Annotated in this window: 22 protein-coding genes and 1 tRNA gene; 18 read left to right on the plus strand and 5 right to left on the minus strand. The window is 60.8% G+C overall.

The window, feature by feature from the left end; all coding sequences use genetic code 11:
- Positions 1 to 54: 54 nt before the first annotated feature.
- From QMK32_RS16490 to QMK32_RS16530, 10 genes are all read left to right on the plus strand, one after another.
- Entirely contained in the window at positions 55 to 1,143 is a 1,089-nt protein-coding gene (locus tag QMK32_RS16490; RefSeq protein ID WP_283476175.1) for a ParA family protein, read from the plus strand.
- Complete coding sequence (locus tag QMK32_RS16495) at positions 1,140 to 1,985, plus strand: segregation and condensation protein A (protein WP_502943667.1); 846 nt, start codon at positions 1,140 to 1,142, stop codon at positions 1,983 to 1,985. The genes QMK32_RS16490 and QMK32_RS16495 overlap by 4 nt, the downstream gene beginning before the upstream one ends.
- A complete protein-coding gene (gene scpB, locus QMK32_RS16500) occupies positions 1,978 to 2,670 on the plus strand; it encodes an SMC-Scp complex subunit ScpB (RefSeq protein ID WP_283476176.1) in 693 nt (230 codons plus the stop codon). The genes QMK32_RS16495 and scpB overlap by 8 nt, the downstream gene beginning before the upstream one ends.
- A gap of 35 nt (positions 2,671 to 2,705) precedes the next feature.
- Positions 2,706 to 2,999, plus strand: coding sequence for a hypothetical protein (locus QMK32_RS25390; RefSeq protein WP_502943650.1), 294 nt, complete (start codon positions 2,706 to 2,708; stop codon positions 2,997 to 2,999).
- On the plus strand, positions 2,996 to 3,946 hold the full coding sequence (locus QMK32_RS16505; protein WP_502943651.1) for a pseudouridine synthase: 951 nt from the start codon (positions 2,996 to 2,998) through the stop codon (positions 3,944 to 3,946). The genes QMK32_RS25390 and QMK32_RS16505 overlap by 4 nt, the downstream gene beginning before the upstream one ends.
- The gene (cmk, locus tag QMK32_RS16510) at positions 3,946 to 4,629 is read left to right on the plus strand and encodes a (d)CMP kinase (RefSeq protein WP_283476415.1); all 684 of its coding nucleotides are present in this window, start codon (positions 3,946 to 3,948) and stop codon (positions 4,627 to 4,629) included. The genes QMK32_RS16505 and cmk overlap by 1 nt, the downstream gene beginning before the upstream one ends.
- Complete coding sequence (gene der, locus QMK32_RS16515) at positions 4,626 to 6,068, plus strand: ribosome biogenesis GTPase Der (RefSeq protein WP_283476179.1); 1,443 nt, start codon at positions 4,626 to 4,628, stop codon at positions 6,066 to 6,068. Before cmk ends, der begins: the two co-directional genes overlap by 4 nt.
- A gap of 85 nt (positions 6,069 to 6,153) precedes the next feature.
- Positions 6,154 to 6,227, plus strand: a tRNA-Pro gene (locus QMK32_RS16520).
- A 373-nt stretch (positions 6,228 to 6,600) separates the two neighbouring features.
- A complete protein-coding gene (locus QMK32_RS16525) occupies positions 6,601 to 6,927 on the plus strand; it encodes a hypothetical protein (RefSeq protein WP_283476180.1) in 327 nt (108 codons plus the stop codon).
- A gap of 370 nt (positions 6,928 to 7,297) precedes the next feature.
- Positions 7,298 to 8,413, plus strand: a complete 1,116-nt coding sequence (locus QMK32_RS16530; protein ID WP_283476181.1) for a hypothetical protein — start codon at positions 7,298 to 7,300, stop codon at positions 8,411 to 8,413.
- Between the two features lie 761 nt (positions 8,414 to 9,174).
- On the opposite strand, the gene QMK32_RS16535 is transcribed toward QMK32_RS16530, so the two are convergent.
- The 3 genes from QMK32_RS16535 to QMK32_RS16545 all read right to left on the minus strand — a co-directional run bounded on the left by QMK32_RS16535 (position 9,175) and on the right by QMK32_RS16545 (position 12,367).
- A complete protein-coding gene (locus QMK32_RS16535) occupies positions 9,175 to 10,101 on the minus strand; it encodes a DUF1942 domain-containing protein (protein ID WP_283476182.1) in 927 nt (308 codons plus the stop codon).
- Positions 10,102 to 10,439: 338 nt separating this feature from the next.
- Positions 10,440 to 11,375 (minus strand): GIY-YIG nuclease family protein, encoded by a 936-nt coding sequence (locus tag QMK32_RS16540; protein WP_283476183.1) that lies wholly within the window; start codon positions 11,373 to 11,375, stop codon positions 10,440 to 10,442.
- A 344-nt stretch (positions 11,376 to 11,719) separates the two neighbouring features.
- Entirely contained in the window at positions 11,720 to 12,367 is a 648-nt protein-coding gene (locus QMK32_RS16545) for a hypothetical protein (protein ID WP_283476185.1), read from the minus strand.
- A 339-nt stretch (positions 12,368 to 12,706) separates the two neighbouring features.
- On the opposite strand from QMK32_RS16545, the gene QMK32_RS16550 reads away from it, so the two are divergent.
- The 5 genes from QMK32_RS16550 to QMK32_RS25395 all read left to right on the plus strand — a co-directional run bounded on the left by QMK32_RS16550 (position 12,707) and on the right by QMK32_RS25395 (position 17,381).
- Complete coding sequence (locus QMK32_RS16550) at positions 12,707 to 13,153, plus strand: hypothetical protein (protein ID WP_283476187.1); 447 nt, start codon at positions 12,707 to 12,709, stop codon at positions 13,151 to 13,153.
- A 198-nt stretch (positions 13,154 to 13,351) separates the two neighbouring features.
- Complete coding sequence (locus QMK32_RS16555; RefSeq protein ID WP_283476188.1) at positions 13,352 to 13,810, plus strand: hypothetical protein; 459 nt, start codon at positions 13,352 to 13,354, stop codon at positions 13,808 to 13,810.
- A gap of 180 nt (positions 13,811 to 13,990) precedes the next feature.
- Positions 13,991 to 15,270, plus strand: a protein-coding gene (locus QMK32_RS16560) for an IS3 family transposase (protein ID WP_283476190.1) whose coding sequence is annotated in 2 segments (ribosomal slippage) — positions 13,991 to 14,276 and positions 14,276 to 15,270 — 1,281 coding nt in all. Because the reading frame shifts where the segments join, the coding sequence is not laid out codon by codon here.
- Between the two features lie 311 nt (positions 15,271 to 15,581).
- Positions 15,582 to 16,628 (plus strand): hypothetical protein, encoded by a 1,047-nt coding sequence (locus QMK32_RS16565; RefSeq protein WP_283476191.1) that lies wholly within the window; start codon positions 15,582 to 15,584, stop codon positions 16,626 to 16,628.
- 438 nt (positions 16,629 to 17,066) lie between these two features.
- A complete protein-coding gene (locus QMK32_RS25395) occupies positions 17,067 to 17,381 on the plus strand; it encodes an Rv1352/Rv1906c domain-containing protein (protein ID WP_502943668.1) in 315 nt (104 codons plus the stop codon).
- A gap of 279 nt (positions 17,382 to 17,660) precedes the next feature.
- Here the strand turns inward: QMK32_RS25395 and QMK32_RS16570 are convergent, their stop codons facing one another.
- Positions 17,661 to 18,212, minus strand: coding sequence for a DUF2716 domain-containing protein (locus tag QMK32_RS16570; protein ID WP_283476192.1), 552 nt, complete (start codon positions 18,210 to 18,212; stop codon positions 17,661 to 17,663).
- 614 nt (positions 18,213 to 18,826) lie between these two features.
- On the minus strand, positions 18,827 to 19,525 hold the full coding sequence (locus QMK32_RS16575; RefSeq protein WP_283476193.1) for an IS6 family transposase: 699 nt from the start codon (positions 19,523 to 19,525) through the stop codon (positions 18,827 to 18,829).
- Between QMK32_RS16575 and QMK32_RS16580 the strand changes: the two genes are divergently transcribed.
- From QMK32_RS16580 to QMK32_RS16590, 3 genes are read left to right on the plus strand one after another with little or no spacing between them, the layout of a single operon-like run.
- Positions 19,512 to 19,772: a phage holin family protein gene (locus tag QMK32_RS16580; RefSeq protein ID WP_283476194.1), complete on the plus strand. Its 261-nt coding sequence runs from the start codon at positions 19,512 to 19,514 to the stop codon at positions 19,770 to 19,772. The genes QMK32_RS16575 and QMK32_RS16580 overlap by 14 nt on opposite strands.
- Entirely contained in the window at positions 19,769 to 20,065 is a 297-nt protein-coding gene (locus QMK32_RS16585) for a DUF3618 domain-containing protein (RefSeq protein WP_283476195.1), read from the plus strand. The genes QMK32_RS16580 and QMK32_RS16585 overlap by 4 nt, the downstream gene beginning before the upstream one ends.
- The gene (locus tag QMK32_RS16590) at positions 20,062 to 20,334 is read left to right on the plus strand and encodes a DUF4235 domain-containing protein (protein WP_283476196.1); all 273 of its coding nucleotides are present in this window, start codon (positions 20,062 to 20,064) and stop codon (positions 20,332 to 20,334) included. Before QMK32_RS16585 ends, QMK32_RS16590 begins: the two co-directional genes overlap by 4 nt.
- Positions 20,335 to 20,356: the final 22 nt, after the last annotated feature.

A 20,356-nucleotide genomic window follows, 5' to 3' on the forward strand; every position in this document is an offset into this window, starting at 1 on the left:
TACGTTCTTGGGAGCGTATTTCATCTTTTGTGCCTTCAGGCACGAGGCGAATGCATGATCAACGAACGGACAGGGGAGCGCTGGAACGTGTCGACACCGCAGCCGCCAGCGGCGGAGTCAGGTTTTGGACCTACCTGGGGCGAGCAGGCTCCGGTCGCTTCGCCGTCGACAGTTTCTTCGAACAGGTCCTACGAGGCAACGCCCGACGGGCTGACCCCGCTCCATTCACCAAGCGAAGGAGCTCTCTTTCATACCCGGCAGCCCGAGTCCGCTCGTGAGAGCAAGGACGTCATCTCCCCTGTCGACACGCTCGGCCCCACCGGTCGCAAGACCAGACCGGTTCCCGAACCGCAGCCACTGAGCAGTCACGGCCCGGCGAAGATCATCGCGATGTGCAATCAGAAGGGTGGCGTCGGAAAGACGACGTCGACCATCAATCTGGGTGCCTCGCTGGCTGCTTACGGTCGTCGAGTGCTTCTGGTCGATCTGGATCCGCAGGGTGCGTTGTCTGCAGGGCTAGGCGTCGCACACCACGAGCTCGACCTCACGGTCTACAACCTCCTCGTCGAACCGAAGGTGTCCGCCGACGACGTCCTGATGCGGACGCGCGTCGAGAATCTCGATCTGCTGCCGAGCAATATCGATCTGTCGGCGGCCGAGATTCAGTTGGTCACCGAGGTCGGGCGTGAACAGACGCTCGGTCGGGTATTGCATCCGATTCTCGATCGATACGACTACGTGTTGATCGACTGCCAGCCCTCGCTCGGATTGCTCACCGTCAACGCACTGACGTGTGCCGACGAAGTTCTGATTCCCATGGAATGCGAGTACTTCAGCCTGCGCGGATTGGCGTTGCTCAACGACACCGTCGAAAAGGTTCGCGATCGGCTCAATCCACGGCTCAAGCTCGCCGGCATCGTGGTCACCATGTTCGACGCCCGCACACTGCACTCGCGCGAGGTGATGACGAGGGTGGTCGAGGTGTTCGGCGACGTCGTGTACGACACAGTGATCACCAGGACCGTGCGTTTCCCCGAGACGTCCGTCGCAGGCGAGCCGATCACCACGTGGGCACCGAAATCGGCAGGGGCCCAAGCCTATCGGGCTCTGGCCCGAGAGGTGATATACCGGTCCGGTCCCTGATCGTGTCTGCCGCCACCCCCGGCGAAGCTCCGATCGAGGTTCCAGGTGGGGAGGATCCGTCGCGATTTCGCGTTCGGTTGCTCAACTTCGAAGGACCGTTCGATCTGTTGTTGACGCTGATCAGTCAGCATCGCCTCGATGTCACCGAAGTCGCGTTACACACCGTCACGGACGATTTCATCGCGTTTACCAAGTCACTCGGCAAAGAGATGGACCTCGATCAGACGACGGAATTTCTCGTCGTCGCAGCCACGTTGCTCGATCTCAAGGCGGCGCGGCTGCTGCCGTCCGGCGATGTCGAGGATGCCGAGGACCTCGCCTTGCTCGAAGTACGTGATCTGCTGTTCGCCCGCCTTCTGCAATATCGCGCGTACAAGCAGGTGGCAATGCTGTTCGCTGAGCTCGAAGCCGCCGCACTGCGTCGATATCCACGGTCGGTGTCCGTGGAGGACCGTTTCGCGGACCTGATTCCAGAAGTGCTACTCGGCGTCGACCCGGTTCGTTTCGCCGATATCGCGGCGACGGCGTTCCGGCCGAAGCCGATTCCGCATGTCGGCCTCGATCACATTCATCAGCACGCGGTGTCGGTGCCGGAGCAGGCCGCGTGGGTGATGAAACTTCTTCAGGGGAAGGGCCCGGGGCAGTGGGCGACGTTCGGCGAGATCATCGAGGGCTGCGAATACCCTGTCGAGATCATTGCGCGTTTCCTTGCGTTGCTCGAGCTGTTCCGTGAACAGGTCATCGTATTCGAGCAGCCCGAGCCGCTGGGGGAATTGTCGGTGAGCTGGACCGGTACGGAGAAGGTGGACGGAGTGCTCGTGTCAGCGGTGGACTATGGATGAGAAAGAGCTTGCCGAGAGTGAACAGTCAACGGGCATCGAGTCCGGCGAAGAGCTGGACGACGCGACGCTCGAGGCCGCACTCGAAGCCGTCCTGTTGGTAGTGGACTCGCCCGCGTCGAATGAGCAGTTGGCGTCGGCCGTCGGGTGCGATGCACGTCGGGTGAAGCGGACGGTGAAGCGGATGGCCGAGAAATTGACCGAACGAGGCAGCGGAATCGATCTCCGTTATGCGGGCGACGGATGGCGTTTCTACACCCGCACGGCCTACGCGCCGTATGTCGAACGGCTACTTCTCGATGGCGCTCGGTCGAAACTCACACGCGCGGCATTGGAGACTCTGGCCGTTATCGCATATCGTCAACCTTTGACGCGCTCGCGAGTCAGTGCTGTGCGAGGAGTCAATGTAGACGGAGTCATGCGCACATTGCTCGCTCGTGGCTTGATTTCGGAAGCTGGAGTGGATCCGGAAACGAACGGCACCATGTATTCGACCACCGAGTTGTTCCTCGAACGGCTCGGGTTGGCATCGCTGACGGACCTGCCGCCGCTGGCACCGTTGCTGCCAGGTGTGGATCTGATCGACGAGATCAGCGACAGCATGGACACCGAGCCCAGAGTTTTACGCTCCACCAAGAACCGCGGATCGAAACCCGATCCGGTATCCGAGCTCGACTCGGACGACTGATAGGTAACAAGAAGTGAACAAGCCCGCTCGCCGTGATGGCACACCGGACAGAAATAAAAGACAAGATCCCCGTCGGAAGCCGGCCGCAGGTAGGTCGGAAAGCCCTCGGGATGGTCGCCGCACCGGCGACGCGCCCCGCGGTGCGGGACGCCGAGACGACGCTCCACGCGGCGGCTCAGGACGTCGGGATGACGCTCCACGCGGGGCTTCGGGACGCCGAGACGAGGGTCCACGCGGTGCCTCGAGTGGGCGCCGAGAGGATTCGCCTCGCGGTTCAGGGCGACCCACCGGGCCCCGTAAGCCTGCTGAACAGCGCAAACCGTATGTGAACAAGCCTTTCGTTGATCCCGCGTTCGAGGACACGCCTGTCGAGACAGGCATCAACGATCGCAGTAACGATGCGGTGCCTCGTAAGAAGCCTTCGCGCCCCAAGCCGCCGAAGCCGCAGAAAAAGCAGACTCCGACGACCACGATCAGCAACGCGAAGCCCGCGAAGCATCAGTACATCGAACCCGACACCAAACGGCGCCACGTGCCCCGCGGTGAAGGCGTTCGTCTGCAGAAGGTTCTGGCTCAGGCCGGCGTGGCTTCACGCCGCGCAGCCGAGGAACTGATCGCCGACGGCCGTGTCGAGGTCGACGGACGCATCGTCACCGAGCAAGGAATCCGTATCGATCCGGACGTCGCTGTTGTCCGCGTCGACGGCACTCGAGTCGTCGTCAAGGAAGAGCTCGTCCACCTCGCGATGAACAAGCCGCGTGGATGGCAGTGCACGATGTCCGACGATCTGGGGCGTCCGTGCGTCGGCGATATCGTTTCCGAACGTGTTCAGGCGGGACAGCGACTGTTCCACGTCGGACGCCTCGACGCCGACACCGAGGGCCTTCTGCTCTTCACCAACGACGGTGATCTTGCTCACCGCCTGATGCACCCGTCGTACGAGGTATCGAAGACGTACCTCGCCACGCTGTATGGAACTATCCCGCGCGAGGTCGGCAAGCAGTTGCGTTCGGGTGTCGTACTCGACGACGGCCCCGTCAAGGTCGACGGCTACTCGCTCCTCGACGTCAACGAAGGCAAATCGCTCGTACGTGTCACCCTGCACGAGGGGCGCAAGCACATCGTGCGACGCATGTTCGAGAAGGTCGGTTATCCCGTCGGACGTCTCGTGCGCACCGATGTCGGCAACATTGCCCTCGGCGATCAGCGACCGGGAACGCTGCGGGTCCTCGGTCGTGGAGAGATCGGCAAACTCTACGAGTCGGTCGGGCTGTGATGGACAGTCTCGTCATTGCGATGGACGGGCCGTCGGGAACCGGGAAGTCGACGGTCTCACGCAAGTTGGCCACTGCGCTCGACGCTCGCTACCTCGACACCGGTGCGATGTACCGCGTGGCGACGGTGTGGGTGTTGCGGGCCGGTATCGATCCGTCCGATGCAGACAAGGTCGCCGACCTCGTCGAGACCCTGCCGTTGGACATCGGCACCGATCCGGCCGTCGAAGCAGTGACGTTGGCCGGCGAAGATGTCACCTCCGAGATTCGCGGAGCTGCTGTGACCCAAGCGGTCTCGGCTGTGTCCGCAGTTCCACGTGTACGGGACATTCTCGTACGGATGCAACGTGAAATCTCTTCGGCCCAACCGCGAATCGTCGTGGAGGGCAGGGACATCGGAACAGTCGTGCTGACCGACGCACACGTCAAGGTCTTCCTGACGGCCTCGCCCGAAGCGCGCGCCGAGCGTCGAAACAAACAGAACACCACCGAAGGACGGGGCGACGACTATCAAGCAGTCCTCGCCGACGTCCAACGCCGTGATCATGCTGATTCCACCCGCGCCGTATCTCCTTTGCGGCCCGCCGAAGACTCCGTGATCGTGGATACGAGCGAACTGGACATGGACGGCGTTGTCGCCGCATTGCTCCAGGTCGTCAGCGAGAGAACTGGAGCAATGCAGTGACCGAAGAATTCTACGGCTCCGAAACAGCCGGCGACGGCGTCTGGAGCGACGAGGGCGAATGGGAAATGGTCGACCTCAGCGAAGGCGAGGACGGCGAAGTGCAAGTCGCCGTTCCTACCCTCGCGGTGGTCGGACGTCCCAACGTGGGCAAGTCCACTCTCGTCAACCGCATCATCGGCCGTCGTGAAGCAGTGGTCGAGGACGTACCGGGGGTGACGCGGGACCGAGTCTCCTACGAGGCGAACTGGGCCGGACGGCGTTTCCTGGTGCAGGACACCGGCGGTTGGGAACCCGACGCCAAGGGCCTGCAGCAATCCGTTGCCCGCCAAGCAGAACTGGCGATGAAGACCGCTGACGCGATCCTCCTGGTCGTCGATGCACGTGTCGGATCCACCACCACCGACGAGGCTGTCGCCCGGGTGCTTCGGCGCTCGAAGACGCCGGTCCTGTTGATAGCCAACAAGGTCGACGACGGCCGCACCGAGTCCGAAGTTGCTGCCCTCTGGTCATTGGGTCTCGGTGAGCCACTTGCTGTTTCGGCTACTCACGGCCGCGGCACCGGAGACATGCTCGATCGCGTTCTCGACGCGTTGCCGGAAACTCCTCGCGAGGGAATCCCCGGTGGGGGACCGCGTCGCGTCGCGCTCGTCGGTAAGCCGAACGTAGGCAAGTCCTCACTCATCAACAAGCTGTCCGGTGACGAGCGTTCCGTAGTCCACGAGGTGGCCGGAACTACCGTCGACCCGGTCGACTCGTTGGTCGAATTGGGCGGTAAGACTTGGCGATTCGTCGACACTGCAGGTCTGCGTAAGCGTGTCAGTCACGCCAGCGGTGCCGAGTTCTACGCATCGCTGCGTACCAAGTCGGCCATCGAGGCCGCCGAGGTTGCAATTTTGCTCATCGACGCCTCCGAGGTGATCTCCGAGCAAGACCTCCGAGTGCTCAGCATGGTCGCCGACGCTGGTCGTGCACTCGTGTTGGCATTCAACAAGTGGGACCTCGTCGACGACGACCGTCGCCAGATGCTCGAGAAGGAGATCGATCGCGATCTCGCTCGCGTGCCGTGGGCGCAGCGCGTCAACATCTCGGCTCAGACGGGCCGCGCAGTCCAGAAGCTCGTTCCGGCGCTCGAGACTGCACTGGAGTCCTGGGACAAGCGTGTGCCGACCGGACGCCTCAACAACTGGCTCAAGGAAGTTGTGGCAGCCACCCCGCCGCCGATGCGTGGGGGCCGCATGCCGCGCATCATGTTCGCAACCCAAGCGACGACGCGTCCACCGACGTTCGTGCTCTTCACCACCGGCTTCCTCGAGGCCGGATACCGACGCTTCATCGAACGTCGCCTCCGTGAAGAGTTCAACTTCGACGGCAGCCCCGTCCGAGTCTCGGTCCGTATCCGCGAAAAGCGCGAACGGCCAGGCAAGGGTCACAAGCGCTGATCCCACCGGGCCCCGCCCCTGAGCAGGCGATTTCCGCTCAGAGGCGGGGCTGAGGTACTCTCATCAAGCGCCTTACGGGGCGCGGCGGGCTGTGGCGCAGCTTGGTAGCGCACTTGACTGGGGGTCAAGGGGTCGCAGGTTCAATTCCTGTCAGCCCGACAGTTTATATGCAGTTCAAAGGCGGTTCCGGAGAAATCCGGGGCCGCCTTTTTTCTGTCAAAACGGGGCTCGGTGCCGCCCGATGTCACTACTCGATCCTTACTTGTTTTCCGGGGTCCACCGAAGTCCGCTTTACAGCCCGGGTTTTGACGGCGAATTTCAGGCGCGGAAAGTTCAATTCGGTTGAACAAGGCGCCTCGGTGCGGGGATGGCTTTCGTCGACTGTGACCTTCCTCCGTCGGATTTGTACGTTCCGGGACGCACAACGGAAGTTACTCAGCCCGTCGAAGAATTTGAGTGTTGCTCGACCCACATCCTTTGCCCGCAACGGCGACGTAAATTGTATTTTTCGTGCGTGTGGCAGGCTTGGATCATGGATTTCGAAGGACTTGACGGGCCGGCCGGTGGACGCCGACCCATTGCAGCCGATGGGCCGTTTTCGTTGACGGTCGACGGGGAGGTTTTCGTGGTGACGCTCAGCCGGGATGAACCGGGCGCCTGCCATTACGACTGGTCGTCCGGGCCGAACGAGGGGTACGGCTTTTCCAGTTCTGCACCGCGTGTGGCGTATGGCGGCGTTCGAGACCGAGCGGACACCCCGTCGTTCACGTTCCCGCCGAGCACGATCGACGAGCATAAAGAGTCGATCCGGGACTTCCTCGGCATGATCAATCCAGAGACTGGTTACATCGGAGATTGATGCCCCACGCGGCAGGCTGTGTGCCCATCGAAAGGGTCGGGTTCAGTGTCGTTGGCCTCAGAACATTGCCTCGGTGGCTCGCTCGTCTGCACGGCTTGGTGGGCGCGACTCTTGTCGGCGCGCGATGTGCTCGCAGACGTACAGTTGCCAAGCAAGGATCGTGAAAGTAGCTGTCTATCAAGAAATGTGAGCCTCTTCGCGAAATTTAAACATTTTCGGCAGATTGTTGCACGCGACCCGCGGCACGCCGAGGGCACAATTGGTCGAAGAATCGGTGTGCGTAGCCAGTTCTTGCAGGCAACCAGCGCGTCGAAGCTGGTGTCAACACATTTCGATCAAGCTGACCCCTGAGAACGCTAGGCTCGTGTCCATGGCCGAAGCTGTTAAACCCGTGCAGGAGACCTCCGGGCTTGTCAGGGTCGACCATGATCAATTCGTTGTCTCTAATGACGACGCGGACACTCTCGACGTGCGCGCGAAGGGCACGTTGATCGAGGTGGGTCCGGGATTTCTGTCCACGTACACGGGCGTGTCCTACGGTCCAGCTCGCGTGACGGTGCAGGTGTGGCAGGCAGAGCCTGCGGCCGAGTATGACGAATGGGAGGTGGTCGAAGAATCGGTCATCGCCGCGTCGGCCGCGATCGAAGTGCGTTCGCTGGAGGGGCGTCCTTCGGGTGGCGTGGGGCAGATTCCCGCTGGCGTTTACCTTGTTCGCGCACATGCACGTGGCCGCGACACGGCGACCTCGCAGGAGGTGACAGAGCCGGTCGAGGACTACCTGCTTCAATTCTGGCCCACACATCGCGATGACCTCGCCGAGCCACCTGTGGTGGCAACGCTGAAGAAGACGGACAGGGCGTGGTCCGACGAGCCGTCGAATGACACCGAACTGTGGCCGGACAGGTCGATGATCTACGTCCGTGACGAGAACGGTGTGGCTCGCAAGGTGGACCCCGAGTCAGATCTCGGCCGCGCTGCCAGGGCGCTGAAACTGGCTTACGGTGGTAGACCGCTCGAGGGCAGACTCAGCGACCAGGTGTATGCGAAGGCGTTAGCCTTCCTCGATCGGCCTCTGGTCGACTGGCTCGCGCAGCAAGACGATGAGATGCTCGACGAGTTCAAGGCCGTTTGCGTCAGAGCATCTTTCGCGATAAGCGGACTCGACAAATACCCTTGGGTCCATGAGTGGGCAGACCGTGCGATTGCGCAGCGCCGACTCGATGAGAGCTATATCGATGTGGCCGAACGCGTGAAGTGGGACCCGACCATCCCGAAACGGATTGTTCCCGGCGTACCGTCCAGGCGCGAGTCGCTCCAGCAATACGAGGCAGTGAAGACAATTGCCGGGTTCTACGAGCCGGTCCCCTATGACGCGTTGCATCGCGCTCTGGAGGCCTACATGTGTGCCTTGGACACATTCGGTATGGACGGATACGAAGAGTTCATCGCAACCTTGAGGGAGCGCTTCGCAGTTCCAGCCGAATAGTCGGCCTGCGGCAGTCCGAGGCGCTCATTGCAGGCGCGTCGACCGCTTTACTGGGCAGAAAAAGATTCGGTCAGAAAGCACTTCGGGGTCCCGGTCGCGCGGACCGGGACCCCCGAGGGTGGGAAGTTTTACGTCAGTTCACGTAGAACTCCTCGGAGTTGCCTACGCGTTGTTTCCGGTAGAACCAGCTCAATATTCCTCCGCCACTTCGATTGTCGCTGCGGTTGATGTAGCAGATGCTGACACCGGGTCCCTTGTTCTCGATGTTGTCAGGATCGAGGCGGGTGAGTCCCCCCAGCGGTGGTTCGCAGTCTGTGAACGTTCGGAACACTTGACCGGGATTGAGTCCGCCCTGCTCGGTGGATCGGATTCGGGAACGACGCGACCTTTGCCGGTAAGCCCGTTCCATTTATTGTGGCAGCGAACCCCTGGGAAGCGAGCCTAGGGCCCATCGATTGAACCGAACCGGGTTGTCCGGAGACGATGTGCTCTGGGTTTAACGGAAGGCTTAAGGGATCGGGATCTGGGAAACTTGATGTCCGTATGGATTCACCGAAGGCCGGAAAACGGCGCCGGAAGAGCGAACGGACCTGAGCGGACGAAGCCACTCGATTCGGCTAGTTCGCTGTCAAGTAGCTGCGTAGTCCACAGCGACCCGTGCCAGATTGAGTATCGCGGTAGAAATCGTTGGCTCCGGCCCGGTTTCGTGCAGATCTGGTAGCCATCCTGTTGGCGCGGCTGGTGCGAGCAGTGGTTCGGGTTCAGCACGGGACGATGTAACTCGGGTCCGTGGTGGTGTCGAGCCATTTGCCGTACGAGTCGGTGCCGGATGCCATGACGGCGTCGCACACCTCGGGCTCGGTCGTGCCGGCGACGCGGTAGACCGCGTAGATGGCATTTCCGTCGTTGGTGGCTTGCCGAAGGGACGCACAGGCGTTGTCGGTGCGTAGATACTGCGCGCCTGGGTTGGCGAGGAGTTGCGCGGCGACTTCTTGCCCATAGGTGTCGGGGTTGGTTGCGGAATATAGCACGACGATGCCCGTGCCGTCGCATGGTGGGACTGACATGCTGTTCGAGGCCAGACCGAGGTCGCCTCGCACTGAACCGGAGGACGGCGCGGGTGCAGTGGCCGCGGAGGCCGATCCCGATGACGTGGATGTTGCCGCCTGTCCAGCCCACTTCGCCAATTCGTCTCCAAGTGCGCCGTTGTAGCGGATCGATGCGATCGGTGGTCCGGTCACGTCGAAGGCGACAACGCCTTTGAGGACGTCGCCTGATGTGACGGTTGCTGTCGATAGTTGGCCGTCGACGGTCCCGAGGGCTGTGTCGTAGGAGGTGCCGTCTGCCGCTCTGGCGGTGAAGTACAGGGGATTGGCGTTTGTCGTTCCTCGGATTCCTTCCAATGTGACTGTGATCTGCTGCAGGTCACCGGTGGCTGGGAGTCCGTACTTCGAACCATGTGCAGAGGTGAGGTTTTCGACGGTGACGCGGGTGGTCACGTCGTTGTCGGTGATATCCTGTGCGGTCCCGATCTGAACTGCAATATCATCCGGTTGCGTCGCAGAAGCAATGTTACTCGTGGTGCCTTCCGCTGTGGGAGTGCCGTTGGTGCTACTGCAACCGGTCAATACGAGCGCGGCGATGGCTGGAGCAAGGAGCCACGATGCTGTTGCGTTCCTGCACGTCATGATGCGTCCCATTTCTATCGGTGGTTGCCGATCACATATCTTCGTGCGCTGTCAGTCGTTACAACTGACCACCGGAAGCCGTAACGGAGCGGGAGCATCGACGTGGAGGGCGATCCTACGACTCTTGCGGTCTATGTCTGCGGGCGGCGCCGATCGTCGCTCTCCGCACTTGTTGGCGCTGAACATTATTCGGTTCTCTTTGGCATGCCCTTCGGATCTGGGGTCCTCTACAGTGGATCGACAATGGGCCCAGACAGTACGATCTCGTGGATGGCCGATGCATATTGACGACGTTCCGTGACGAAGCTATCAGCGTCTGGTGACCAGGCCGGGGTTTGCTACAGCGCCGCCGGTAGGTCGAGTGCGGCAGCGACGAGCTGCGGGCAATGGGAGCGTCGGTGCATGCTCTGTCCCTTCCGCATGATGTTTAGTGCTGTGGTGGCGGCGGCGCGGGTTACGGCGACGTCGTCCCGTAGTTGTTGAAGCTGTGCGAGTGAGTTGGCGAAAATGATGGTTTGTCCCGGACCGGATTCTTCGTAGTTCGCGACGCTCAGCGTGGCGTGGGGGTGGCGCCGCCGGAATGCCAGCTCGCTTGCGGCGCCGGCTGAGAAGAGCTCTGCGTCGTTGACTTGGATGAATCCGCCGATGGTGCCGGATGTCGGGTCGATGTTGACGACAAATGTTTCGGTCATCGCGATGCTGACGCACGAGAGGCGGCGCGGTATAGATCTCGTCGTTGGGAGGCAGCTAACCGACCAGGACTGGTATTCGGTTCGCAGGGGGTAGGGGACACATCGGGTCAGGTATTGCCCGATCAGTTGAAGCATTTCTACGGATTCGGACATGGATGCGAATCGTCGAAAGTTGTCGGCGGCGCCGAGGAATTGGCTGTGCTCGAACTTTTGAGTTGTCGAGTCCGCACGGTTGACAGTATCGGGTGCGTCAAGCCACCGGCGCTGTTCAGCGTCGGGAATGACGTGGTCGAGATGCTTGCTCTCGCCGACCAAGGTTGCCATCTCGTTGACATTGCGCGCCAGCAGGTTCGATTCTTGAGCGTGGTGGATCAGTCGTCGTTCGCGCAGTCGTAGAAGACGCTTGTGGTCCAGAATCGAGGTCTGGGCGTTGGATTTTGCTTCTGGGCGTACGCGGATCGTGGCGATGTCGCGGAATCGGCCCAGGTGCTGGTTGAGACGAGACGCGATATCAATTGACTCGCCGATGTAGCACTGACCGTCTGTGAACTCGAGTAGGTAGTAGCCGGCAGTCCCGAACATGTTGTCGGCGAGGAATTCTGTGACTCACGCCGGTTGGGGGAGTAGCGCTACTGAGAATTCGTGTTCGGTTGCCCACCTCTCGATGTCTCGAGCTCGGCCCTGCAGTTCCGCCACCGTTGGTGCGGGCTCGTGAGTGAGCGGCCGAACAGGTAGAACGGATGAGCCGCTACGGGAACCGTTCGAATGCCAGCGCCCTATGATCTCGGCGGCAGCATCAGGCGTGAGCGTCCACGAGGCGGGACACAATTCGATCGCATCGAGCGCACGGTAAAAGTCCGACGGCTGTTCTGGGTTAGGAGCTTTGGACCCGTCGAGAGCCCAGCCGTCGATGCCGAGTGTCCACGTTAATGTGCGCGGAGCGTGGAGGGTTTTTCGTCCTCCCACAGCCATCGGGTATCAAGCGCGACCGGCGGTTCGACTGTCAACCTGATCGATCGGTTGCCGGAGGCGTCACGGTTGTGATCGAGCACCAGCCCCCAGCCCGATCGTGCTGCTGAGAAAACCAGTGTGAGAATTTCCGCCAACGGGTGAAGTACGTGGGCGTCGAAGTACTCGAAGGCGGTCTCGTCGGCGGCAGTAAGGTATTCGCGGATGTCGATTGTTTGAGCTTGGTCCGCGCACGGATGTTCGTTCCATAGGTACGAGGGGATGCGTGAGCACAAGGCGTCGAACATGTCGTCGTCACGGTCGATAGTCAGTGTGCCTGCCTCGACTATTCCGGTGGCATTGTCGTCGACTACCAAACTGTTCTGGTCGAGAATAAATGTGGTGACCAGTGAGGTGGTGACCTGAGAGGTCGCGTCGCGGCCTGAAGTGTGTTCGTGGGTGGTGATAGACAGCCTCGACGGTGATGATTCCACCGTGACACGGCGGCCAGACACCACGCACATCATCAGGCATCCTTCGACGTCGACTCCGAGGGATCTTGTCCAACCGTCGAGTTCGTCATCAAGATTGTCGACTTCGCGGGTGTCCGGTGTCGCGGTACTCATGGAGTGGCAACTTTCGATTCTCTGGAACTCGGATTCTGTTTGCACCGTCGACCGGAGGCTTGAGTGGGTCGATGCGATTCGGTGGATCATATCTGTAGCGAGCGACAAGTGTTGCGATGCAGCGCTCGTGGCATGCGGTTGCGCTGTTGGTTATTGGATGCCTCCGACCGAAACTCAGCCTGTGACGCAAATCCGAGGTCGTATCCATACCTGTTGGAGGAGTGGACGGAAGCTGGAGCCTCTGTGTCGCAGGGTCATTCAAGTGAATGACGTTGCGATTGTTGTCGTTGATGGGCCGTATAGTGTGGCTGCGAATCTCCTCTGACGAAACAGGTCGACATGACACTCCGCTCATCTCTTCGCCGCGCTGCTGTTGTCGGCGGCACATTCGTCGCCGTTGCTCTCGCAGCTGCGCCATCAGCGCAGGCTGCCGGCACATATGTCGAAGGCGACAACATCACCTCGATCGTCACGTGGTCCGGATTGGCAAACTGCATCGGTCTGACCTGGACTGATACCGATGGAAGCGTCCGAGACGAAATCGCCTGCGGGGGTGTTGCACAGTTGGATCAGCCCGCGGTGAAGGGCCACTGGGCAGGATTGGAGCCGAAGGTCGCGTCCGGCACCGCGATTGCTTGCCACACGTACAACAGTGAGAACGGTCAGACGTTCCGGCAGAACACGCACTATTGGGAGAAGGCATCGATCAGCGGGTTCATCGCCGACGCCTTGGTCTCCGGGAGCGCGGGGACGCCAGCGCCACTGTGTCAGGTCCTACTGCAGTAAGTCGGGCTGGCGAACTCTTATTTGGGTGTGCTCTCTTGAGCCGTCAGGGAACTGATCCTCGGTTCGCTGAGGGCGCGTGTAGTTCGGCTCGGTCGAAATCCCGGAACTACGTTTGGAAGCGCCCTCAGTCCGGAGCTGTTTAGAAACGCTTAGCATCAGTAAGGCTCAACTTCGTTTTCAAAGTGGAAAGTGGATGGCATGACTACGAATTCTCCAGCTTACGGCGCTCTACAACCTGATTCGCAGACGCTGCCGCACAAGCCTTGGGTGATCGCGTCGCTGGCGTCGAGTTTGGCGATCGTGGTGGGCAGTCTTGGTCCGTGGGCGACCATCTTCGCCTTCACCAAGAACGGCATGGAGGGTGACGGTGCGGTCACCATTTTCCTCGGTGGGCTCGCTGCCTTGATCTCCTTTGCGGTTTTGTTGCGCAACGGTAGACCAATGGTGGGGGACCGGTTCGTCAACCCTGTCATCGCCCTCGTGGTGGTGGTCGTGGCGTTCTACGATGTCGGGAACATCGGCAGTGTGGAAAGCGACTTCATGGGCACGACGATCAGTCCGTCGGTCGGTTGGGGTTTGTGGCTAATGCTCGTTGGCGCCTTGGTCCTGTTGGTCAGTTCGATTCTGGTCGCGGTGAAAGCGAAAGCGCTGAGGTAGCGCTGCTTACGCGAATGGCCCATTCGCGTAAGGGGCGGGTGTCAAGCGAAATGCGCGAATCGGGTGCAACACTCGCTTTCGATCGAAGCGAACATGCTGGAGTGTTGTAGGGGCGCCAACCCACTTAGTGATCCGTCCCGGCGTTTCCGGAGGGTTCGTCTCAGGGAAAGATGAAACCTCATGGCAGCAGGATCGAAGCGATACTCGGCGGAATTGAAGAAGGATGCCGTGGACATGGTGGCCCGGTTGGTGGCGCAGGGCGATACCGAGTGGGCCGCGATGAGCAAGACCGCGGATTTGCTCGGCGTGGGTGCCGCTGAGACCGTTCGCCAGTGGGTTCGGAAGGTGCCCGTCGACGGCCCGGGCGGCACTGTCGAGGTACGCGCCGACGCGGAGGTCATCAGGAAGTTGCGTCAGGAGAACGCCGAACTCAAACGGGCCAACGGGATGCTGAAGGCGGCGTCAGCTTTTTTCGCGGCCGAGATCGACCGGCCACACCGATAATTGTGGACTTCATCGGCACTCACCAGGGAAACCGGGTGGGTGCCGATGGTCTTGTCTGGGGTGTCGACTCGATGTGCACGGTGCTCTCCGAGCATGGCATGCACATCGCCCCTTCCACGTACTACGACCATGTCACTCGGATGCCCTGTGCCCGAATGCTTTCGGATGCAGATGTCATCGATGCGATTCATGTGCTCCGGACGCGGCAGCCCCTCGCGCGGGTTCTCGGTTCGCGTAGGACCTGGATTGTGTTGCGCAGAAGCGGTATTGATGTTGCTCGATGTACCGTCGAGCGGCTCATGAGGGAAATGGGATGGCACGGTGCGCTCAAAAGAAAGCGGGTCCGCACCACGGTTTCCGATCCGGCCCACTTACGGGCGGAGGATCTGGTGAAGCGCCGGTTCACCGCGGTGGCACCGAACCGGCTGTGGGTTGCCGATTTTACCTATTGCCGCACGATGTCGGGGTGGGCGTTCACGGCGTTCGTCGTCGATGTGTTCGCTCGGAAAATTATCGGATGGAAGGTCGCATCGGAGATGACTACCAGCCTTGTCGATGCAGCCATCACCAACGCGATTGATTCCCGAAAACGTTCGGGTGTAACTACTTTGAGAGATCTTGTCCATCACAGTGACGCCGGATCGCAGTACACGGCGATTGCGTTCGGGCAGCGTTTGGCGCAGGAGGGCATCGCGGCATCGATCGGAACGGTCGGCGATAGTTACGACAATGCCCTCGCCGAATCGGTGAACGCCGACTACAAGAACGAGCTCGTCGACAACGGTCCTCGTTACCCCGGCGCCGCAGAATTGTCGTTGGCCACCGCACAGTGGGTCGCGTTCTACAACCGCGAACGCCCCCACAGCTACTGCCATGACCTCACACCCGACCACGCCGAGCAACTCCACTACGATCGGACGCGCATCCTCAGTCCGGAGGAGGCACTCACACAGTGAGCCCTCCGGAAATGCCGGGACGGATCAGTGTGACTGAAAATGGTCGGTTCGGCTATCAATCCGACGACAAACTGAGGGGTAGTCTGCACATTCCTACCTGCAGTATCGCTGCAAGTTGACCGTGCGTTCAGGCGCATCCGCGGATTCATGGATGCCACCATGCACGATTCGACCCAACTAACCGCAGTGTCGGCGGCAGCGTAGACCGAGTAGCAACCGGCGTGGCTACCCTCTGCTCGCTGTAGGCACAGCTTCCGCGCGGACGGGGTGTAATGTGGCTCTCTTCGTCTTCGGATGGAGTACGCAGGAGTGTGCCCGGTGCCGAAACTCAAGCAATCAAGATATCGATGCGACTGCGAAAAAGCGCAGATCTGGTGCGTGAGAACGTGACCGCAGATAGGACACCCACCGAGATTGCCGAGTCGATTCGCAATGATGCTGGTATCGATCTAGCACCAATGCGCGACTACTTGGCAACTGTCTACGGGACCGCGCGCAGACCATCAGTAGGCCGGGGCCCTTCGATCGTGGCGCCCAGCGTTGAACTCGACGACGTGACTGTTCGAGTATTCGTCGGGACCTCCGACCCGTCGTTTTTAGGGACGTTCGATCGCACAGCTGGTACACGAATGGTGACGGTTGCCGTACACGCACGACTGAACCGCACCGGTGAAGAACCCCAGGGTCACCCACCACCGGCAGTCGACCTGCCGGTCCGCGAGCGGATCGCATGGACACGTGCCGTCCTCGGAGAATTGGCCGATTACGCATATCGAATCCTCAATGACAGAGCGCAGTTACGGCCCCTACCAGCGTTGTTCGTCGCGTTCACCGATGCCACAGCACCACGTCTGGCTCCCAGCGACTTCCGGTGGCTCTACCTCTGCGGAGGGCGCCGCGCCTACCCGGAGAAAGTCGTTCCTGAAAGCCAAGAACTGCTCGCGCACCTTCGTCGGCACGGGGACATCATCAACGCCGACCTCGTAGCGCGTCCGATAGCATCCGAACCCGCGGTATGGGCGCACGAGTTCGTCTCCACACTGACAGCCACTCTCGCGGACCAACTCGGACGGATGAGAAGCGGCAAGTGGTTCACAATCGAAGAAGTGACCCTCCACGGACTGTCGCGTGTGACTGTGCGTTACACCTGGCACCTCGTGGCTGGTGACAAAGCGTTTGCCTACGACATCGACCTTGCGGGAGTACGCGCTGAACAGCTTCGGAAGTTCGATGACGGCCGAGCGCAAAGACCTGCACGCATCATCGGTGCCACACCGTTCAGCCAACCTGTGTTTCGGTCACCACACGAGATCGACGGAGTGACCTGGGTTAAGTTCGGAAGAAACGGGGAGAACTGACAGCGGCATAGGCGGTTCGCGACGTCGGCACCGCATTCAACTGCTTCTTCTTCTCTGCTGAGACCTCGAGCATTCACAGTTCGACCGCTGTCCGAGTATTGCGGCCATACGAGTATGGCGCGTCGCGGAATACCGCACGTTTCGAGTACTGCACGTCCCCTGCGTGCCAGGGTGAGGTGAGTCCAGTGGTTCATAGCAACCCGGCCTGATGCAGGGCGAGATACGGATCGAAACAGATGTCATGCGCCGTTGGTGCCCTATCACCAGACCGGGGGCGGATACTTGCGATCTGATCGGACTCAGCACTACCTCGAACGCTGTGCTGGCACACCACGTAAGCTGGTCTTGATGACCATGAGCGGACAACGAGCGACCTATGCGCTCCTTGCAGTCGGAATCGCCGCGGCCGCTGGTTGTGGGACTCCTGACGATTTCGCAATGGATTTCGCTATTGCTCGCGAAGGGCAAGTGACCGCGCCTCCTCAACCCTTGATAGTAACGGGAGACGGCGTGCACGTCGTCGGACCTGACTTCCCCCCGGGTAGGTACGAAGTCTCGTTCCCCATGGTGTCGGACGCGGGAGGTTCAATATCCCGTTGCGACTGGGCCCGCCTGTCCAGTACGGAACTTATCCCAGAACATGTTATCGCCGGTGGATCCTTCGAGTACTCGTTTCAAGTCCTGGACGTCGAAGCGGGCGATATCGCGTTGTATACATCCGGATGCGACTCGCTCACTCAGGTGTCTGAGTAGTACAACGAAATGCGGAGTGCCGCAGATTATTTTATTTCCGCACGATCTCCGGTCAACGCGCAACTTGCAACCTCATTTCGGTTGAGTTCGCCTAGAGCTTTCAGTATTTCCATTGCTGATGTAAATCATGTGGTCGCGTACCGTGATGCTCGAAGCAGATGCATCAAGGTGTGGGCATCCGGTAGTTCGGATTACCGGTGCTGCGTGCGTCGAAAACACTCGGTGGGGACTGCCCAGGCATGCTGCGTTGCGTGGTGGGGCGCTGAGGCCGCATCGATGTCAGTCGGTCCTGTGGCCGTCGACGCGGAGCGTGGGGAGCCAGGTAGCAAGTGTGCGTCCAAGGGTGGTAACCATTCTCGGCCCGTAGACGCAGAGCGTTTGTTCCCACGGGTGACCGAAAGTTCCTTCTTGGAAATCGTCTTGCGCGAAGATGTAGTAGTCGCCGTTCGGGTAGACGGGGACGCGCCACTCCGCGTCCTCCGCTGTCGCGTGGGCGTTTGCGTCGAAGCGATAGCACATGTGTTGCCAGTCGAGTACGACGAAGGTGGGGTCGTCAGTGAAGTCGGTGACGAAGCACCGCAGGGCTTCGGCGTTGACCGCGTCTACCCGTGCGGCAAAGGATGATCGGGTGCGCACGTCATCGGCGCTGAGGTCGAATGTCATCGATGGGGAGGGTTCTGTGATGGCGGGCCAGGCGTCAGGCTTGGTCCCCGGACGGAACCCGAACTTGCTCTTGAACATGGCCCAGTGCTTGGTCTCCAAGTCCCTGGCCAGTTCCGACCACCCAATGGGGAGTGCGGACTGGAAGTCTCTAGTTATCTTCGTTGCCATTGGATCATCGTTGCAGGGCAACATTCAACAGTCGATCGGCTTTTTGCTCGTCGGTGTCCAACGTCTGTGCCGTGGCAGGTTCATCCAGGCTGTGCTGACAGTCGACCAGTCGCCTACCCCCGCCCAGGTTCCCATCTTGCTGTGCGCGTAGTTCTGACTCGAATCAGTGGCGGCGACTTCTGACAGGCGAGGATGGGCGGACAGCAAACCCAATAACGAGAGATGAATCGCATCATAGTGTTCCGCGATAGAGACCCAATCAGGACACAAGGTTCCGGATCTGGAATCGCCTCGTGTGTGTGATCGCAGCAGGGTGTACCAATCGGTCGCGCTGTCGATTCGTGCGACCCGGATCTCCGTCGGGTCGAAATGCAATTCGTGGATCGCTGCGGGTTTGTTGGTCTCTCGGCTGTACGTCCAGGAATTCTTGCTGTAATCGCCGAGCGGCGTCGAGGTCCAGAATGCACCGTCCGGCAGCACTTCACTTGAACCGCGCCTATTGGTGACGTGCGGCGTTCGGAGGGGACCTCTTGGGCACTGTCACGTTAATTGAAACCTAGCAGCGAAGCCTGTTTGGGACAGGCCGCTACGGGGCAACGCCGGGCCGTTCACTCTCAGACGACGGCATCGGTCGTCGTGACTTCCTGCCAGACCGTGAAACGGTCGGCCATCTCAGCACGCCATTCGGGTGCGGTCAGTCGGTGGCGGCAGGGCCGGAAATGCGGTGAAATACCAGAGAACGCGGACAGGAATCGTTGCGCGTGCCCAGGAGATGTGAACCGTTTCATCGCATGTTCTCGCTGCCTAGTGGGTTGATGCGAGTTCTCGGCCCGGTTGTTTAAGTACTTGGATCGGCGATGCTCGACCGAAGCCAGCAGTTCGCGGTGCGCGACCTGGTAGCTGCCAAGCTTGTCAGTGACGATCACCCGCGGCACATACCGTAAGCCCTTGAGTAGCTTACGGAAGAATCGCTTGGCGGCGTTGCCATTTCGTCGGGACTGGACCAGCACATCGAGCACGTTGCCGTCCTGGTCGACCGCGCGCCACAGATAATGTTGGCGGCCATTGATTCGGATGTACACCTCGTCGAGGTGCCACTTGTCGCCGGGCCGGGACCGCCGTCGACGCAACTGGTTGGCGTAGGCCTGCCCGAACTTGGCGCACCACCGCCGGATCGTCTCGTAACTGACCACGACACCACGTTCGAGCATGAGTTCCTCGACGTCGCGGAAGCTGAGCGGGAACCGGAAGTACAACCACACGCAGTGGTTGATGATCTCGACCGGGTAGCGGTGGCCTTTGTGCGACGGCATCGAGGTGCTCACCTCGCCGATTCTCCCAGTTTGCCGCGTTCAACAACGTGACAGTGCCCTCGGCCTTGCCACCGTAGTGGCAGCCTGGCTCGCGGCGCTGATCGTTGCTGTCGCGGTACTACTGCTCGGTGGGGCTTTAGCGGCTGTTGGTGCGGCCCGCGCAAAGAAAGCGCTCCCACCGGTACCGCAGGACACCGCGGCCAGTGTCACCGAGGACATCTCCACGATCAAGAAAGGCATCCGATGACCGGAAAACACATCGAACCCAACGCGTCTACAGAACACACGCCCGTTTCCGAGTTCGAGCCGAGCGTCGAAACGCAACGCGCAGAGCTCGCCGACACCGTCGCCGCGCTCGCTGCCAAAGCCGACGTACCCACCCGCGTGCAGAACAGTGCAAACGCCCAGATACAAAAAGCGAAAGCCATCGCGCAGGAGAACCCGCAGATCCTCGCAGCCTCGGCCGGGTCCCTCCTCGGTGCGATAATTGTATTGATCGTGTTGCGCCGCAGACGTTCTCACCGCAGGATTCTGCTATGAGCGCCGTCGCGAAAGCAATCTACAAACCCCTGTCGTTGGCTACGAGCGTGCTCGGCGGCATCGCGGCAGGAATGGTGTTCAAACAAATCTGGAAACGCATCGGTGACAACGACCCGGAAGCCCCGAACCCCAAGGATCTCGACCGCAGCGCGCGGGAAGTGCTGATCGCTGCGGTCATACAAGGGGCCATCTTCGGGCTCGTCAAAGCGGCCATCGATCGCGCCGGCGCCACCGGCTACCGGGCCATGACGCACGAAAGCCCGGTGTAGACCCCGCACCCGACACAGCTCA

The sequence above is a fragment of the Rhodococcus sp. H29-C3 genome, from assembly GCF_030063405.1.
GTDB lineage: Bacteria > Actinomycetota > Actinomycetes > Mycobacteriales > Mycobacteriaceae > Rhodococcoides.

What these genes read in the sequence shown, in the direction of transcription:
- QMK32_RS16490 (WP_283476175.1), top strand. Translation starts at nt 55, where the DNA reads ATGATCAACGAACGGACAGGGGAGCGCTGGAACGTGTCGACACCGCAG.
- scpB (WP_283476176.1), top strand. Translation starts at nt 1,978, where the DNA reads ATGGATGAGAAAGAGCTTGCCGAGAGTGAACAGTCAACGGGCATCGAG.
- QMK32_RS25390 (WP_502943650.1), top strand. Translation starts at nt 2,706, where the DNA reads ATGGCACACCGGACAGAAATAAAAGACAAGATCCCCGTCGGAAGCCGG.
- cmk (WP_283476415.1), top strand. Translation starts at nt 3,946, where the DNA reads ATGGACAGTCTCGTCATTGCGATGGACGGGCCGTCGGGAACCGGGAAG.
- QMK32_RS16525 (WP_283476180.1), top strand. Translation starts at nt 6,601, where the DNA reads ATGGATTTCGAAGGACTTGACGGGCCGGCCGGTGGACGCCGACCCATT.
- QMK32_RS16530 (WP_283476181.1), top strand. Translation starts at nt 7,298, where the DNA reads ATGGCCGAAGCTGTTAAACCCGTGCAGGAGACCTCCGGGCTTGTCAGG.
- QMK32_RS16535 (WP_283476182.1), bottom strand. Translation starts at nt 10,101, where the DNA reads ATGACGTGCAGGAACGCAACAGCATCGTGGCTCCTTGCTCCAGCCATC.
- QMK32_RS16540 (WP_283476183.1), bottom strand. Translation starts at nt 11,375, where the DNA reads ATGTTCGGGACTGCCGGCTACTACCTACTCGAGTTCACAGACGGTCAG.
- QMK32_RS16545 (WP_283476185.1), bottom strand. Translation starts at nt 12,367, where the DNA reads ATGAGTACCGCGACACCGGACACCCGCGAAGTCGACAATCTTGATGAC.
- QMK32_RS16550 (WP_283476187.1), top strand. Translation starts at nt 12,707, where the DNA reads ATGACACTCCGCTCATCTCTTCGCCGCGCTGCTGTTGTCGGCGGCACA.
- QMK32_RS16555 (WP_283476188.1), top strand. Translation starts at nt 13,352, where the DNA reads ATGACTACGAATTCTCCAGCTTACGGCGCTCTACAACCTGATTCGCAG.
- QMK32_RS25395 (WP_502943668.1), top strand. Translation starts at nt 17,067, where the DNA reads ATGGATTTCGCTATTGCTCGCGAAGGGCAAGTGACCGCGCCTCCTCAA.
- QMK32_RS16570 (WP_283476192.1), bottom strand. Translation starts at nt 18,212, where the DNA reads ATGGCAACGAAGATAACTAGAGACTTCCAGTCCGCACTCCCCATTGGG.
- QMK32_RS16575 (WP_283476193.1), bottom strand. Translation starts at nt 19,525, where the DNA reads ATGCCGTCGCACAAAGGCCACCGCTACCCGGTCGAGATCATCAACCAC.
- QMK32_RS16585 (WP_283476195.1), top strand. Translation starts at nt 19,769, where the DNA reads ATGACCGGAAAACACATCGAACCCAACGCGTCTACAGAACACACGCCC.
- QMK32_RS16590 (WP_283476196.1), top strand. Translation starts at nt 20,062, where the DNA reads ATGAGCGCCGTCGCGAAAGCAATCTACAAACCCCTGTCGTTGGCTACG.